At 42.5% G+C, this 14,180-nt stretch carries 16 protein-coding genes; 15 read left to right on the top strand and 1 reads right to left on the bottom strand.

The genetic code is table 11. The features are described from left to right. Positions 1-294 precede the first annotated feature (294 nt). The 8 genes from M1F65_RS03630 (at position 295) to deoD (ending at position 7,762) form a co-directional block, all read left to right on the top strand. Entirely contained in the window at positions 295-1,350 is a 1,056-nt protein-coding gene (locus M1F65_RS03630) for an ABC transporter permease (protein ID WP_247925497.1), read from the top strand. A 13-nt stretch (positions 1,351-1,363) separates the two neighbouring features. After that, entirely contained in the window at positions 1,364-2,044 is a 681-nt protein-coding gene (locus tag M1F65_RS03625) for an ABC transporter ATP-binding protein (RefSeq protein ID WP_247925496.1), read from the top strand. A 126-nt stretch (positions 2,045-2,170) separates the two neighbouring features. After that, positions 2,171-3,100, top strand: a complete 930-nt coding sequence (locus tag M1F65_RS03620) for a peptidase U32 family protein (RefSeq protein WP_247925495.1) — start codon at positions 2,171-2,173, stop codon at positions 3,098-3,100. Between the two features lie 105 nt (positions 3,101-3,205). Next, positions 3,206-3,889 carry a ribose-5-phosphate isomerase RpiA gene (gene rpiA, locus M1F65_RS03615; protein ID WP_247925494.1) on the top strand — a complete coding sequence of 228 codons (684 nt, stop codon included), beginning with the start codon at positions 3,206-3,208 and terminating at the stop codon, positions 3,887-3,889. Between the two features lie 23 nt (positions 3,890-3,912). Then, positions 3,913-5,124 (top strand): phosphopentomutase, encoded by a 1,212-nt coding sequence (locus M1F65_RS03610; protein ID WP_247925493.1) that lies wholly within the window; start codon positions 3,913-3,915, stop codon positions 5,122-5,124. A 1-nt stretch (position 5,125) separates the two neighbouring features. Next, complete coding sequence (locus M1F65_RS03605; protein ID WP_247925492.1) at positions 5,126-5,686, top strand: DUF1697 domain-containing protein; 561 nt, start codon at positions 5,126-5,128, stop codon at positions 5,684-5,686. Continuing rightward, complete coding sequence (locus M1F65_RS03600) at positions 5,683-6,492, top strand: purine-nucleoside phosphorylase (protein ID WP_247925491.1); 810 nt, start codon at positions 5,683-5,685, stop codon at positions 6,490-6,492. The genes M1F65_RS03605 and M1F65_RS03600 overlap by 4 nt, the downstream gene beginning before the upstream one ends. A gap of 559 nt (positions 6,493-7,051) precedes the next feature. Next, on the top strand, positions 7,052-7,762 hold the full coding sequence (gene deoD, locus M1F65_RS03595) for a purine-nucleoside phosphorylase (protein ID WP_247925490.1): 711 nt from the start codon (positions 7,052-7,054) through the stop codon (positions 7,760-7,762). A gap of 32 nt (positions 7,763-7,794) precedes the next feature. Here the strand turns inward: deoD and pavA are convergent, their stop codons facing one another. Next, positions 7,795-9,450, bottom strand: coding sequence for an Rqc2 family fibronectin-binding protein PavA (pavA, locus tag M1F65_RS03590; protein WP_247925489.1), 1,656 nt, complete (start codon positions 9,448-9,450; stop codon positions 7,795-7,797). Between the two features lie 104 nt (positions 9,451-9,554). Between pavA and ybeY the strand changes: the two genes are divergently transcribed. Genes ybeY through rpmG form a run of 7 tightly spaced genes read left to right on the top strand, consistent with a single transcriptional unit; the run spans position 9,555 to position 14,157 of the window. Beyond that, positions 9,555-10,052 carry an rRNA maturation RNase YbeY gene (ybeY, locus tag M1F65_RS03585; RefSeq protein WP_215804592.1) on the top strand — a complete coding sequence of 166 codons (498 nt, stop codon included), beginning with the start codon at positions 9,555-9,557 and terminating at the stop codon, positions 10,050-10,052. After that, entirely contained in the window at positions 10,033-10,428 is a 396-nt protein-coding gene (locus tag M1F65_RS03580; protein WP_000378180.1) for a diacylglycerol kinase family protein, read from the top strand. The genes ybeY and M1F65_RS03580 overlap by 20 nt, the downstream gene beginning before the upstream one ends. A gap of 16 nt (positions 10,429-10,444) precedes the next feature. Next, positions 10,445-11,344, top strand: coding sequence for a GTPase Era (gene era, locus M1F65_RS03575; RefSeq protein ID WP_247925488.1), 900 nt, complete (start codon positions 10,445-10,447; stop codon positions 11,342-11,344). 48 nt (positions 11,345-11,392) lie between these two features. Then, complete coding sequence (mutM, locus tag M1F65_RS03570) at positions 11,393-12,217, top strand: DNA-formamidopyrimidine glycosylase (RefSeq protein WP_247925487.1); 825 nt, start codon at positions 11,393-11,395, stop codon at positions 12,215-12,217. Beyond that, the gene (gene coaE, locus M1F65_RS03565) at positions 12,217-12,822 is read left to right on the top strand and encodes a dephospho-CoA kinase (protein WP_042902360.1); all 606 of its coding nucleotides are present in this window, start codon (positions 12,217-12,219) and stop codon (positions 12,820-12,822) included. The genes mutM and coaE overlap by 1 nt, the downstream gene beginning before the upstream one ends. Continuing rightward, positions 12,809-14,008 carry a multidrug efflux MFS transporter PmrA gene (pmrA, locus tag M1F65_RS03560; RefSeq protein ID WP_042902359.1) on the top strand — a complete coding sequence of 400 codons (1,200 nt, stop codon included), beginning with the start codon at positions 12,809-12,811 and terminating at the stop codon, positions 14,006-14,008. The genes coaE and pmrA overlap by 14 nt, the downstream gene beginning before the upstream one ends. Then, positions 14,008-14,157, top strand: a complete 150-nt coding sequence (gene rpmG / locus M1F65_RS03555) for a 50S ribosomal protein L33 (protein WP_007519517.1) — start codon at positions 14,008-14,010, stop codon at positions 14,155-14,157. The genes pmrA and rpmG overlap by 1 nt, the downstream gene beginning before the upstream one ends. Positions 14,158-14,180: the final 23 nt, after the last annotated feature.

The following is a 14,180-nucleotide window of genomic DNA, read 5'->3' as shown; positions in this document are numbered from 1 at the left end:
CATTATCTAAGTCACTCTTCTTGACACCTAATAGGGAAAGTGATAGCATGGATGTTACACTTGAAACAGATGACCTAACCTTCTCTATTATAAATATACTGAGAAAGGAAAGGATAACTTATATAAATTGATAGCAAGCAAGTGCTTTTCCTAAGATGATTTGTTGAGTTGCTACCTGTATACTTTTGAAGAGTATTGGTAGGAGTTGTTTTGAATGGATGGAAGGACAGAGATTCTGTCTATTGGTCTGGGTGGCTTTTAAACTACCTCTGGGAAATGTTAAAGGAGATAAGCATGTATCTTGCTATCAAAGAAATAGTACGAAATAAACTTCGATATAGTTTGATTCTAACTACCATTTTTCTTATCGCTTTTATGGTCTTTTTTATGACCAGTCTAGCTCTTGGTCTTGTGCGAAATAACCGAGCAGCTATTGATAATTGGCAAGCGACGGGGGTGGTTTTATCTGACTACGCAAATGATAATTTGACGGCATCTTTTATTCCTGAAAAGGACTACAAGGATAAGAGTTCTGAAGAGGCTGCTCCATTGGGCTATATGTTTGCTGTAACCAATCTAGTCGATGGTAGTGAAAAGGTCAATGTTTCCATCTTTGCTCAAGACTGGGACGCTTTTATCTCTCCTAGTTTGACGGAGGGTCGTTATCCTGAAGGAGATGATGAGGTTGTCGTGGATCAGTCTTTTGAGAACTATGGGATGAAGCTAGGTGATACCATTCAGCTGAATGGAAGTGAGGCAAGTTACAAGATTGTAGGCCTGACTGAAGGTAATAAATTTTTCACTGAGCCTGTTGTCTTTACGAGTCTGACAACTTATTGGACCTTACAAGGAACCTTGAAAGCCAATCGTTCCATCTCTGCCTTGGTATTGAAAAATGACATAGAAGTGGCTGGAGACGGACTGAAACAGATTTCCATTCCAAAAATGATTTCGAAAATTCCTGGTTACACACCACAGGTTAATGTATTTTCAGGGATGATTCTTGCTATGATTGTCATCACAGGCTTGATTGTGGGTATTTTTGTTTATATCATTACCATCCAAAAACTAGGACTTTATGGAATAATGCGGGCTCAAGGGATACAGATCAAAACCATTGTATGGTCTCTATTCTGTCAAATCTTCCTCCTAGCTGGTATGGGGATTGCTTTAGCCTTGCTGGCAATCGGAGGAGTGATTTTAGTCTTACCAGCTACCTTCTTTTTCTACCCAAGCTGGATAGCTTACTCTGTCCTAAGCTTGGTAATTTCCTTGATGGCCCTTCTAGGTGGTGTCATTTCACTTCCACGCTTGCTAAAGGTGGACCCGATTACTGCAATTGCAGAGTGATAAGGAGAATAGTATGACAGCATTGATTGAAATGACTCAAGTGACAAAAACCTACGGGGAAGGAAAGATGAAAGTCGTAGCTCTGCATGAGACGAATTTTCAGCTAAATGCGGGAGAATTCGTAGCTATCGTTGGGCCTTCTGGCTCTGGTAAGACAACCTTTCTAACAACTCTAGGACAACTTCAGGAAGCATCGAGTGGAAAGATTCTAGTAAAGGGGAAGGAAACAGGCAGTTTGACAGAGAAGGAAAAAACAGACCTCCGTTTTAGAGAGTTTGGTTTCATTCTCCAGGCTTCAAACCTAATTCCTTTCCTAACAGTCAAGGAACAGTTGGACTTGATTGACAGACTGGATAAGGGAAAAAATAGTAAAAGTGACCGAAAAGAGCTCTTTGACTTGTTGGATTTGGACAAAGTAAAAGATCATTATCCCAAGGCTCTATCGGGTGGCGAACGTCAGCGTGCGGCGATAGCTAGAGCGCTCTATAACAATCCAAGCATTGTGCTTGCAGATGAGCCGACAGCCAGTCTAGACACCGAGCGTGCTTACCAAGTAACGGAGATGTTGGCTGCCATTGCGCACGAACAAGGTAGAGGAGTTGTTATGATTACACATGATACACGCCTTCTTGATAAGGTTGACCGTATTTATGTTATGAATGATGGACACCTAGTAGAAAAAACACATGCATAAAAAAGAAAGTGGACGGTACTAGTTACTGTTCATTTTTTTATTGAAAGCTTTAAAAATGACTTTGACTTTTTATAAAACTCTTAGTATTCATAGCTGATTTTTGAGAATTGTGGTATAATTTTCCTTATGGAAAAGATTATCATTACAGCAACTGCTGAAAGCATTGAACAAGTTGAACAACTACTCGAAGCTGGCGTAGACCGTATCTATGTCGGTGAGAAAGATTTTGGCCTCCGTTTGCCAACGACCTTTAGTTATGAAGAGTTGCGAGAAATCGCTAAGCTGGTTCATGATGGGAGTAAGGAATTGATCGTTGCGGTTAACGCCCTTATGCACCAAGACATGATGGATCGTATCAAGCCTTTCCTAGACTTCTTGGAAGAAATCAAGACAGACTATATTACAGTAGGAGATGCAGGTGTCTTTTACGTAGTCAACCGTGATGGCTATTCCTTCAAGACTATTTACGATGCTTCAACCATGGTAACAAGTAGTCGTCAGATTAACTTCTGGGGCCAAAAGGCAGGTGCTTCTGAGGCGGTTTTGGCGCGTGAAATTCCATCTGCCGAACTCTTTAAGATGCCAGAGATTTTGGAAATTCCTGCTGAAGTATTGGTTTATGGTGCTAGTGTCATTCACCATTCTAAGCGTCCGCTCTTACAAAACTACTATAACTTTACGCATATCGATGATGAAAAAACGCGTAAACGTGACCTCTTCTTGGCTGAACCAAGTGATCCAGAGAGCCATTACTCTATCTTTGAAGACAATCATGGGACCCACATCTTTGCAAATAACGATCTTGATTTGATGACTAAATTGACAGAATTAGTAGAACATGGTTTCACTCACTGGAAGCTAGAGGGGCTCTACACACCCGGTCAGAATTTTGTAGAAATTGCCAAACTCTTTATTCAAGCACGCAGCTTGATCCAAGAGGGCAAATTCAGCCATGACCAAGCCTTCTTGTTAGATGAGGAAGTGCGCAAGTTACACCCTAAAAACCGTTTTCTCGATACTGGATTCTATGATTACGATCCTGATATGGTTAAATAGGACACCAAAACCCGAAATAAAAATGTTCGGGTTTTTCCAGTGTATCCATGAAATAAAAACGGATACATGTTATAATAAAAATAGCTCTTTAATGGAGGTGTTTGAGTGGAAAATCTGAAGAAAATGGCAGGTATCAAGGCTGCTGAGTTTGTCAAGGATGGTATGGTAGTCGGTCTGGGAACTGGTTCTACTGCCTACTATTTCGTAGAAGAAATCGGTCGTCGGATTAAGGAAGAAGGTTTGCAGATTACTGCTGTAACGACTTCCAGTGTTACTAGTAAACAGGCCGAAGGTCTTAATATCCCGCTCAAGTCGATTGATCAAGTGGACTTTGTCGATGTGACGGTTGACGGGGCGGATGAAGTAGATAGCCAGTTTAACGGGATCAAAGGTGGTGGTGGTGCCCTTCTGATGGAGAAGGTTGTCGCAACGCCCTCAAAAGAATACATTTGGGTGGTTGACGAAAGCAAACTGGTAGAGAAACTAGGTGCTTTTAAATTGCCTGTAGAAGTGGTTCAGTATGGTGCAGAACAGGTCTTTCGTCGGTTTGAGCGAGCTGGCTACAAACCAAGTTTCCGTGAAAAAGACGGCCAACGTTTTGTGACCGATATGCAGAACTTTATCATTGACCTAGCCTTGGATGTCATTGAAGATCCAATTGCCTTCGGACAAGAATTGGATCATGTCGTTGGTGTCGTAGAGCATGGCTTGTTCAACCAAATGGTGGATAAGGTCATCGTTGCTGGACGAGATGGTGTTCAGATTTTAACTTCAACAAAAGAAAACTAATCAACATAATAAGGAGATACACTATGTCAAAATTTAATCGGATTCACTTGGTAGTACTGGATTCCGTGGGAATCGGTGCTGCACCAGATGCCAATAACTTTGTCAATGCAGGAGTTCCAGATGGAGCTTCCGACACACTGGGACATATCTCAAAAGCTGTTGGTTTGAATGTGCCAAACATGGCTAAAATCGGTCTAGGAAATATTCCTCGTGAAACGCCTCTGAAGACTGTACCAGCTGAAAACAACCCAACAGGATATGCAACAAAATTGGAAGAAGTATCTCTTGGTAAGGATACTATGACTGGACACTGGGAAATCATGGGACTCAACATTACCGAGCCTTTCGATACTTTCTGGAACGGATTTCCAGAAGAAATCTTGACAAAGATCGAAGAATTTTCAGGACGTAAGGTCATTCGTGAAGCAAACAAACCTTACTCAGGTACAGCTGTTATCGACGATTTTGGACCACGTCAGATGGAAACTGGGGAGTTGATTATCTATACTTCAGCTGACCCAGTTTTGCAAATTGCTGCCCACGAAGACATCATTCCTTTGGATGAATTGTATCGTATTTGTGAATACGCGCGTTCGATTACCCTTGAGCGTCCTGCCCTTTTAGGTCGTATCATTGCCCGTCCATATGTTGGTGAACCAGGTAACTTCACTCGTACAGCAAACCGTCGTGACTTGGCTGTATCTCCATTTGCACCGACTGTTTTAGATAAATTGAACGAAGCAGGTATCGATACTTACGCTGTTGGTAAAATCAACGATATCTTTAATGGCGCTGGTATCAATCATGACATGGGCCACAACAAGTCAAATAGTCATGGAATTGATACACTCTTGAAGACCATGGGCCTTGCTGAGTTTGAAAAAGGATTCTCCTTCACAAACTTAGTTGACTTTGATGCCCTTTACGGCCACCGTCGCAATGCTCATGGTTACCGTGATTGCTTGCATGAGTTTGATGAACGCTTGCCTGAAATTATTGCAGCCATGAGAGAGAACGACCTTCTCTTGATTACTGCTGACCATGGAAATGACCCAACCTATGCAGGAACTGACCACACTCGTGAATACATTCCGCTTTTAGCTTACAGCCCTAGCTTTAAGGGAAATGGTGTCATTCCAGTTGGACATTTTGCAGATATCTCAGCAACTGTTGCGGATAACTTTGGTGTTGAAACAGCCATGATTGGGGAAAGTTTCTTAGATAAATTGGTATAAGATGACGAGATATGCTTTACTTGTTCGGGGTATTAATGTCGGAGGGAAAAATAAGGTTGTCATGGCGCAACTTCGTCAAGAACTGACAGAGTTGGGACTGGAAAAGGTTGAAACCTATATCAACAGTGGCAACATTTTCTTTACTTCGATAGCTCCCAAAGCCCGATTGGTTGAACAGTTAGAGGCTTTCTTTGAAGTCCATTATCCATTTATTCAGAGCTTTTCTTTGCTGAGTCTAGAGGACTTTGAGGCGGAGCTTGACAATCTACCAGGTTGGTGGAACGAAGACTTAGCACGGAAAGATGTCCTCTTCTACACGGAGGGCTTGGATGTGGATCAAGTTATCGAGAAAGTGGACAGTTTGGAATTGGAAGATGAAGTGGTTCATTTTGGAAGACTTGGGATTTTCTGGGGGAAATTCTCTGAGGAATCCTACTATGCAACTGCCTATCATAAGTACTTGCTCAAGATGCCTTTTTATCGCAACATCACCATTCGCAATGCTAAAACTTTTGACAAAATCGGTCAAATGCTAAAAAATAATAAAGGAGACACACAATGACATTTTTAGATAAAATCAATGAAACAGCTGCCTTCCTGAAAGACAAGGGAATCCAAGCACCTGAGTTCGGTCTAATCCTTGGATCAGGTCTGGGAGAACTTGCAGAAGAAATCGAAAATCCAGTTGTAGTAGATTATGCAGATATTCCAAACTGGGGCCGTTCGACAGTAGTCGGACACGCTGGTAAATTGGTATATGGAGAACTTGCAGGTCGCAAGGTCTTGGCTCTTCAAGGTCGTTTCCATTTCTACGAAGGAAATCCTCTTGAAGTCGTGACTTTCCCAGTTCGTGTGATGAAAGTCCTCGGATGCGAAGGTGTCATTGTAACCAATGCAGCTGGAGGTATTGGATTTGGTCCTGGTACCTTGATGGCTATCTCAGATCATATCAATATGACGGGGCAAAACCCATTGATGGGTGAAAACTTGGATGATTTTGGTCCACGTTTCCCAGATATGTCTAAAGCCTACACTCCAGAATATCGTGCTACTGCCCATGAAGTGGCTAAAAAACTTGGTATCAAGCTTGATGAAGGTGTCTATATTGGTGTAACAGGTCCGACATATGAAACCCCAGCAGAGATTCGTGCCTATAAGACATTGGGAGCAGATGCAGTTGGTATGTCTACTGTTCCTGAAGTGATTGTGGCAGCCCACTCTGGCTTGAAAGTTCTCGGTATTTCATGTATTACTAACCATGCTGCTGGTTTCCAAGAAGAACTCAATCACGAAGAAGTTGTAGAAGTGACTGAACGTGTCAAAGGCGACTTCAAAGGCTTGCTTAAAGCGATTATTGCTGAATTGTAATCAATACTTACCATAGAAAGGTAGGGTGAAGTGTTCTGATTTGAACACGAGAGGAAAGCTTTTCTAGAGACTCAGAAAGGAAGGGGAGTTCGGATTTGAATTGAACCTGAGCTGTTCTCTTCTATATCAAAAAATTAAGAAAGAAAGGAATTGAACCCACCCTAAAAGCAGTGGGAAAAAGATAGTTGGTCTAGCGAGCATCGCTCACTGCACCCAATTCCTATTTTCCCTTCGCTTTTTGACGGGTTTGGTATCTTTCTAAATATCAAATATAAATTAAAGAAAGGATGGGCTCCTTGTATTCACTGAACTGAATACGGGCGGAGAACTGTGTAAAAAAGATAAACTGTCTAACATCTGCGATGCTTCGTCAGTTTCCTATTTTTACTTTGTTCTCCGTCGCTATCCTAAATATACAATAAAGAAAGGTAGAGCAAGGTGTTCTAATTTGAACACGAGCGGAAAACTCGGAAAATAGATAATCTGATTGAGAAATCAGGATTTCTCGTCAGACTCCTAATTTTCAGTCGTTTTCTTGTCGCTCTTTGTATCATAAATTATGTCTATCCATATTGCTGCTAATCAGGGTGAAATTGCTGATAAAATTCTTCTTCCTGGGGATCCTCTTCGTGCTAAGTTTATTGCGGAGAACTTCCTTGAAGATGCTGTTTGTTTTAACGAAGTGCGTAACATGTTTGGCTACACTGGTACTTACAAGGGTCACCGTGTATCGGTCATGGGAACTGGGATGGGGATGCCATCCATTTCGATTTATGCGCGTGAGTTGATTGTGGACTACGGTGTGAAAAAATTAATCCGTGTGGGAACTGCGGGTTCGTTAAACGAGGATGTTCATGTCCGTGAATTGGTTTTGGCGCAAGCAGCTGCAACCAACTCAAACATCATCCGCAACGACTGGCCACAGTATGATTTCCCACAAATCGCTAGTTTTGATTTACTAGATAAGGCCTACCATATCGCCAAAGAACTCGGTATGACTACCCACGTTGGGAACGTTTTGTCATCAGATGTCTTTTACTCAAACTACTTTGAAAAGAACATCGAACTTGGTAAATGGGGAGTTAAAGCTGTCGAAATGGAAGCAGCAGCCCTTTACTATCTTGCTGCCCAACACCATGTTAATGCGCTAGCTATCATGACCATTTCTGATAGCTTGGTCAATCCAGATGAAGACACTACGGCAGAAGAACGCCAAAATACCTTCACCGATATGATGAAGGTTGGTTTGGAAACCTTGATTGCAGAGTAAATTGTAAACGAAAATCCTGATTTCACCTGAAATCAGGATTTTTTCATAGATGCGATTTTTTCTGGGTCTGGTGTAACGCGGAGGGTCTTTTGTCCTGTGTAGGTTACAAAACCGGGTTTGCCACCAGTTGGTTTATTGAGTTTCTTGACTTCAATCATATCCACCTGCACGAGATTTGACAAGCGCCCTTTGGAGAAGTAGGCAGCTAGTTCGGCCGCATCTGTTTTAACTTCATCAGATGGGGCAAGATTTCCTGAGATGACGACGTGGCTTCCAGGAATGTCCTTGGCATGGAACCAAAGTTCCTCCTTGCGGGCCATTTTAAAGGTCAATTCCTCATTTTGCAGGTTGTTTCGTCCGACATAGATGATGGTCTTGCCATCGCTCGCCAGATACTGTTCTGGTTTTTTGCGTTTCTGAATTTTCTCGCGTTGGCGTCTTCTGATGAAGCCAGTTTGAATCAATTCTTCACGTATTTCAGCGATTTCTTCTAGTCCAGCTTGGTTGAGCACAGTCTCCACACTTTCTAGATAAAGAATGGTTGCCTTGGTTTCCTCAATCAGATCAGTAAGGTATTTGACAGCTTCTTTGAGTTTCTGGTAACGCTTAAAATAGCGTTGAGCATTCTGGCTGGGAGTCAAGGCCTTATCAAGCGCAATGGTGATAGGCTGATTGGTGTAGTAGTTGTCTAGGATAACCTGGTCTTGGTCATTAGGTACTTGATGAAGGAAGGTTGTCAACAATTCCCCTTTTTGGCGAAATTCCTCAGCATTGTCTGTCGCTAGTAACTCTTTTTCTTGTTTTTTAAGCTTATGTCGATTTTTCTGAAGTTCATTTTCAACACGACGAATGAGCTCACTGGCTTGCTGTTTGACGCGGTCGCGCTCAGCTTTATCCTTATAATAGGTATCTAAGAGATCCGAAAGGCTGGCAAAAGGCTCTCCTACACGATTCGCAAAAGGAACTGGGCTGAAAGAAGTCTCCGTTAGGAAAGGCTTGGTTTCTTGCCCGAAGAAGTTTCGGAAAGTAGACAGTTTATCACTGACAAGAATGTTTTCCAATTCATTTGCCGTATCACGTCCCAGACCTTGAAAGAGACTTTGAAGATTTTTTGCTGTTAGTTCCTGTGTTTGCAAGATTTCAAAGAGCTTTTCATCCTTGACAGTAAAAGGATTGAGAGACTCGGTGCTTGGCGGAGCGATATAGGTCGATCCGGGAAGTAAGGTGCGGTAGCTATTTTGTGAAAAGCCGACGTGTTTGATGACTTCGAGGATTTTATGGCTACTTTTATCCACGAGAAGAATATTGCTGTGTTTACCCATGATTTCGATAATCAAGGTAGCCTGGATATGGTCTCCAATCTCGTTTTTATTAGAAACGGTAATTTCCACGATACGGTCATTTTCGACTTGCTCAATCGACTCAATCAGAGCACCCTGCAAATACTTTCTCAAAACCATGATAAAAGTCGAAGGTTGGGCTGGATTTTCAAAGGTTGTTTGGGTCAGCTGGATGCGACCAAAAACGGGATGGGCAGAAAGGAGCAGGCGATGGCTTTGGCGATTGCTGCGGATTTGCAAGACCAACTCTTGTTCAAAAGGTTGATTGATTTTCTGGATGCGACCATTGACTAACTCGCTTTTCAATTCCTCAACCATGTGATGTAAAAAAAATCCGTCAAATGACATCGTTCTCTCCTTGTGATTGTATTCCATAGTATTATATCAAAAAGGTAGAATAAAATCATGGAAATATGGTATAATAAAGCCAAGTAAAGAGAATCGAGAAGTACATGTATATTGAAATGGTAGATGAAACTGGTCAAGTTTCACAAGAAATCTTGCAACAAACCCAAGAAATTTTGGAATTTGCAGCCAAAAAAATAGGAAAAGAAGACAAGGAGATGGCAGTCACTTTTGTGACCAACGAGCGTAGCCATGAACTCAATCTGGAGTATCGTGACACGGACCGTCCGACAGATGTTATCAGCCTTGAATATAAGCCAGAGTTGGAAATTGCCTTTGACGAAGAGGATTTGCTTGAAAATCCTGAATTAGCAGAGATGATGTCTGAGTTTGATGCCTATATTGGGGAATTGTTCATCTCTATCGATAAGGCTCATGAGCAGGCTGAGGAATACGGTCACAGCTTTGAGCGTGAAATGGGCTTCTTGGCAGTACACGGCTTTTTACATATCAACGGCTATGATCACTACACTCCGGAAGAAGAAGCGGAGATGTTCGGTTTACAAGAAGAAATATTAACAGCCTATGGACTCACAAGACAATAAACGAAAATGGAAAAATCGTGACCTGGTATCCAGTTTAGAATTTGCCCTTACAGGAATTCTGACTGCTTTCAAGGAAGAACGCAATATGCGAAAACATGCAGTGACGGCTCTAGTAGTCATCCTTGCAGGTTTTGTTTTTCAGGTGTCACGAATTGAATGGCTCTTTCTCCTAATGAGCATTTTCTTGGTAGTAGCCTTTGAGATTATTAACTCTGCTATTGAAAATGTGGTGGATCTAGCCAGTCACTATCACTTTTCTATGTTGGCAAAGAAAGCCAAGGACATGGCAGCAGGAGCCGTGCTAGTTGTCTCTCTTTTTGCTGCAGTGACAGGTGCACTTATCTTTATCCCACGCATTTGGGATATACTATTCTAAACTATAAGAGGAAATTATGACATTTAAATCAGGCTTTGTAGCCATTTTAGGGCGTCCCAATGTTGGGAAGTCAACCTTTTTAAATCACGTCATGGGGCAAAAGATTGCCATTATGAGTGACAAAGCGCAAACAACGCGCAATAAAATCATGGGGATTTACACCACGGATAAGGAGCAAATCGTCTTTATTGACACACCAGGGATTCACAAGCCTAAAACAGCCCTTGGCGATTTCATGGTGGAATCTGCCTACAGTACTCTTCGTGAAGTGGATACTGTTCTATTCATGGTGCCAGCTGATGAGCCACGTGGTAAGGGCGACGACATGATTATCGAGCGTCTGAAAGCTACCAAGGTTCCTGTAATTCTGGTGATGAATAAGATTGACAAGGTTCATCCAGACCAACTTTTGGCTCAGATTGATGACTTCCGTAACCAGATGGACTTTAAGGAAATTGTTCCTATCTCAGCCCTTCAGGGAAATAACGTTTCTCGACTAATCGATATTTTGAGTGAAAATCTAGAGGAAGGTTTCCAGTATTTCCCAGCTGATCAAATCACAGATCATCCTGAGCGTTTCTTAGTTTCAGAAATGATTCGTGAGAAAGTTCTCCATTTGACACGTGAAGAGATTCCACACTCAGTCGCAGTAGTGGTCGACTCTATGAAGCGTGATGAAGAGACAGACAAGGTCCATATCCGTGCAACCATCATGGTCGAGCGTGATAGTCAAAAAGGCATTATCATCGGAAAAGGTGGGGCTATGCTCAAGAAAATCGGGACTATGGCCCGTCGTGATATCGAACTCATGCTAGGGGATAAGGTTTTCCTAGAAACTTGGGTCAAGGTCAAGAAAAACTGGCGTGATAAAAAGCTAGATTTGGCTGACTTTGGCTATAATGAAAAAGAATACTAAGTAGAGGTGGGCTCATGCCTGCTTCTTGTTTTTACAGAAGGAGGATTTATGCCTGAATTACCAGAGGTTGAAACGGTTCGTCGTGGCTTAGAAAAATTGATCTTGGGAAAGAAGATTTCTAGCCTAGAGATTCGTTATCCCAAGATGATTAAGACAGATTTGGACGAGTTTCGAAAGGAAGTGCCTGGTCAAGTAATTGAGTTCATAGGGCGCCGTGGAAAATATTTGCTTTTTTACCTAACAGACAAGGTTTTGATTTCCCATCTGCGGATGGAGGGAAAATATTTTTACTATCCAGACCAAGTTCCAGAACGTAAACACGCCCATGTTTTCTTCCAGTTTGAGGATGGCGGCACTCTTGTATATGAGGATGTGCGCAAGTTTGGTACCATGGAACTATTGGCACCCGACCTTTTGGATGCCTACTTTGTATCTAAAAAACTAGGGCCTGAGCCAAGAGAGCAGGACTTTGATTTGCAGGTCTTTCAAGCTGCCCTAGCCAAGTCTAAAAAGCCTATCAAATCCCATCTACTAGACCAAACCCTGGTAGCTGGCCTTGGCAATATCTATGTGGATGAGGTCCTCTGGCGAGCTCAGGTTCATCCAGCTAGACCTTCCCAAACTTTGACTGCAGAAGAAGCGTCAGCTATTCATGACCAGACCATTGTTGTTTTGGGACAGGCAGTTGAAAAGGGCGGTTCCACCATTCGAACCTATACCAATGCCTTTGGAGAAGACGGAACCATGCAGGACTTCCATCAGGTCTATGATAAGACTGGGCAAGCGTGTTCCCGCTGTGGGACAGTGATTGAGAAATTCCAGCTCGGTGGAAGGGGCACTCATTTTTGTCCTCAGTGTCAAAGGAGGGGCTGATGGGAAAAATCATCGGAATCACAGGAGGAATTGCCTCAGGTAAGTCAACTGTGACAAATTTCCTAAGAGAGCAAGGTTTTCAAGTGGTTGATGCTGACGCAGTCGTCCACCAGCTACAAAAACCTGGAGAGCGCCTATATCAGGTCTTAGTTCAGCACTTTGGACAAAAAATAATCCTTGAAAATGGAGAACTCAATCGCCCTCTCCTGGCTAGTCTCATCTTTTCAAATCCTGAGGAGCAGGAATGGTCTAAACAAACCCAAGGAGAGATTATTCGTGAGGAATTGGCTGCACTGAGAGACCAGTTGGCTCAGACAGAAGCGATTTTTTTCATGGATATTCCCCTACTTTTTGAACAGGACTACAGTGCTTGGTTTGATGAAACGTGGCTGGTCTATGTGGACCGTGATGTTCAGGTGGAACGTTTCATGAAACGGGATTATCTTTCTAAGGAAGTAGCAGAGTCCCGTCTGGCAACCCAGTGGTCTTTAGAAGAAAAGAAAAAATTAGCGAGTCATATATTAGATAACAATGGCAGTCGTGATCAGCTTGTGACTCAAGTAGTGAAGTTACTTGAAGGAGGCGATAGCTGTGCAAGAGATTAGTTGGAAAGAGAATCTTCGTGTCGCCTGGTTCGGTAGTTTTCTAACGGGCGCCAGCATTTCCTTGGTCGTTCCTTTCATGCCCATCTTTGTAGAGCAGTTGGGAATCGAAAGGAATCAAGTAGCTTTCTATGCTGGATTAGCCATCTCAGTTTCGGCTGTTTCAGCAGCTCTAGTTTCTCCCATCTGGGGTATTCTAGCTGACAAGTACGGTCGAAAACCCATGATGATTCGAGCAGGTCTTGCCATGACCATTACCATGGGAGGTTTGGCCTTTGTTCCGAATATCTATTGGCTACTCTTTCTGCGCTTGCTCAATGGTGTATTTACTGGTTTTGTCCCCAATGCAACAGCCTTGATCGCTAGTCAGGTACCGAAAGATAAGTCGGGAGCGGCTCTGGGAACTCTATCTACAGGTGTTGTTGCAGGAACACTGACGGGTCCCTTTGTTGGAGGCTTTATTGCTGAAATTTTTGGCATTCGCAATGTCTTTTTATTGGTAGGCGCTTTCCTATTTTTAGCTGCAATCCTAACCATTTTCTTTATCAAGGAAGATTTTCAGCCAGTGGCTAAGGAGAAGGCTATCCCAACGAAAGAAGTATTTTCTTCTTTCAAGTATCCTAGGCTTTTAGTGAATCTATTTTTGACGAGCTTTGTCATTCAATTTTCAGCTCAATCAATTGGCCCCATTCTAGCTCTCTATGTGCGGGACTTAGGGCAGACTGAGAATCTCCTCTTCGTATCAGGATTGATTGTATCCAGCATGGGATTTTCTAGCATGATGAGTGCTGGAATTCTAGGAAAACTTGGCGATAAGGTAGGGAATCATAGATTGTTGGTCGCGGCGCAGATTTATTCCGTCATCATTTACCTACTTTGTGCCCATGCAACCAGCCCCCTTCAACTTGGCTTGTATCGTTTTCTCTTTGGTTTGGGAACGGGAGCTCTCATACCGGGGGTTAATGCCCTTCTTAGCAAATTGACTCCAAAATCAGGTATTTCAAGGATTTTCGCCTTCAACCAAGTCTTTTTTTACCTTGGTGGAGTGATCGGACCTATGGCGGGATCCGCAGTTGCAGGATATTTTGGCTACCATGCTGTCTTTTATGCGACAGCAGCCTGTGTGGCTTTCAGTTGTTTATGTAACTTAGTGCAATTTAGATCATTATTAAAAGTAAAGGAGATCTAGTGCGAGTAAAAATCAATCTCAAGTGCTCCTCTTGTGGCAGCATGAATTATCTAACCAGTAAGAACTCCAAAACCCATCCAGACAAGATTGAGGTGTTAAAATATTGTCCAAAGGAAAGAAAAGTAACTTTACATCTTGAATCTAAGTAGAATTTATGGTAAAATAATAGGGA

The sequence above is a fragment of the Streptococcus oralis genome (assembly GCF_023109195.1).
Taxonomy (GTDB): domain Bacteria; phylum Bacillota; class Bacilli; order Lactobacillales; family Streptococcaceae; genus Streptococcus; species Streptococcus oralis_BV.
This window is presented reverse-complemented; position numbering and strand designations above follow the sequence as displayed.

Bases quoted from the DNA above. Each gene is read 5' to 3' on its own strand.
- M1F65_RS03600 (WP_247925491.1), top strand. From the start codon at position 5,683: ATGACATTTTTAGATAAAATCAATGAAACAGCTGCCTTCCTGAAAGAC.
- deoD (WP_247925490.1), top strand. From the start codon at position 7,052: ATGTCTATCCATATTGCTGCTAATCAGGGTGAAATTGCTGATAAAATT.
- M1F65_RS03610 (WP_247925493.1), top strand. From the start codon at position 3,913: ATGTCAAAATTTAATCGGATTCACTTGGTAGTACTGGATTCCGTGGGA.
- M1F65_RS03605 (WP_247925492.1), top strand. From the start codon at position 5,126: ATGACGAGATATGCTTTACTTGTTCGGGGTATTAATGTCGGAGGGAAA.
- era (WP_247925488.1), top strand. From the start codon at position 10,445: ATGACATTTAAATCAGGCTTTGTAGCCATTTTAGGGCGTCCCAATGTT.
- M1F65_RS03625 (WP_247925496.1), top strand. From the start codon at position 1,364: ATGACAGCATTGATTGAAATGACTCAAGTGACAAAAACCTACGGGGAA.
- ybeY (WP_215804592.1), top strand. From the start codon at position 9,555: ATGTATATTGAAATGGTAGATGAAACTGGTCAAGTTTCACAAGAAATC.
- pavA (WP_247925489.1), bottom strand. From the start codon at position 9,450: ATGTCATTTGACGGATTTTTTTTACATCACATGGTTGAGGAATTGAAA.
- coaE (WP_042902360.1), top strand. From the start codon at position 12,217: ATGGGAAAAATCATCGGAATCACAGGAGGAATTGCCTCAGGTAAGTCA.
- mutM (WP_247925487.1), top strand. From the start codon at position 11,393: ATGCCTGAATTACCAGAGGTTGAAACGGTTCGTCGTGGCTTAGAAAAA.
- M1F65_RS03630 (WP_247925497.1), top strand. From the start codon at position 295: ATGTATCTTGCTATCAAAGAAATAGTACGAAATAAACTTCGATATAGT.
- M1F65_RS03620 (WP_247925495.1), top strand. From the start codon at position 2,171: ATGGAAAAGATTATCATTACAGCAACTGCTGAAAGCATTGAACAAGTT.
- M1F65_RS03580 (WP_000378180.1), top strand. From the start codon at position 10,033: ATGGACTCACAAGACAATAAACGAAAATGGAAAAATCGTGACCTGGTA.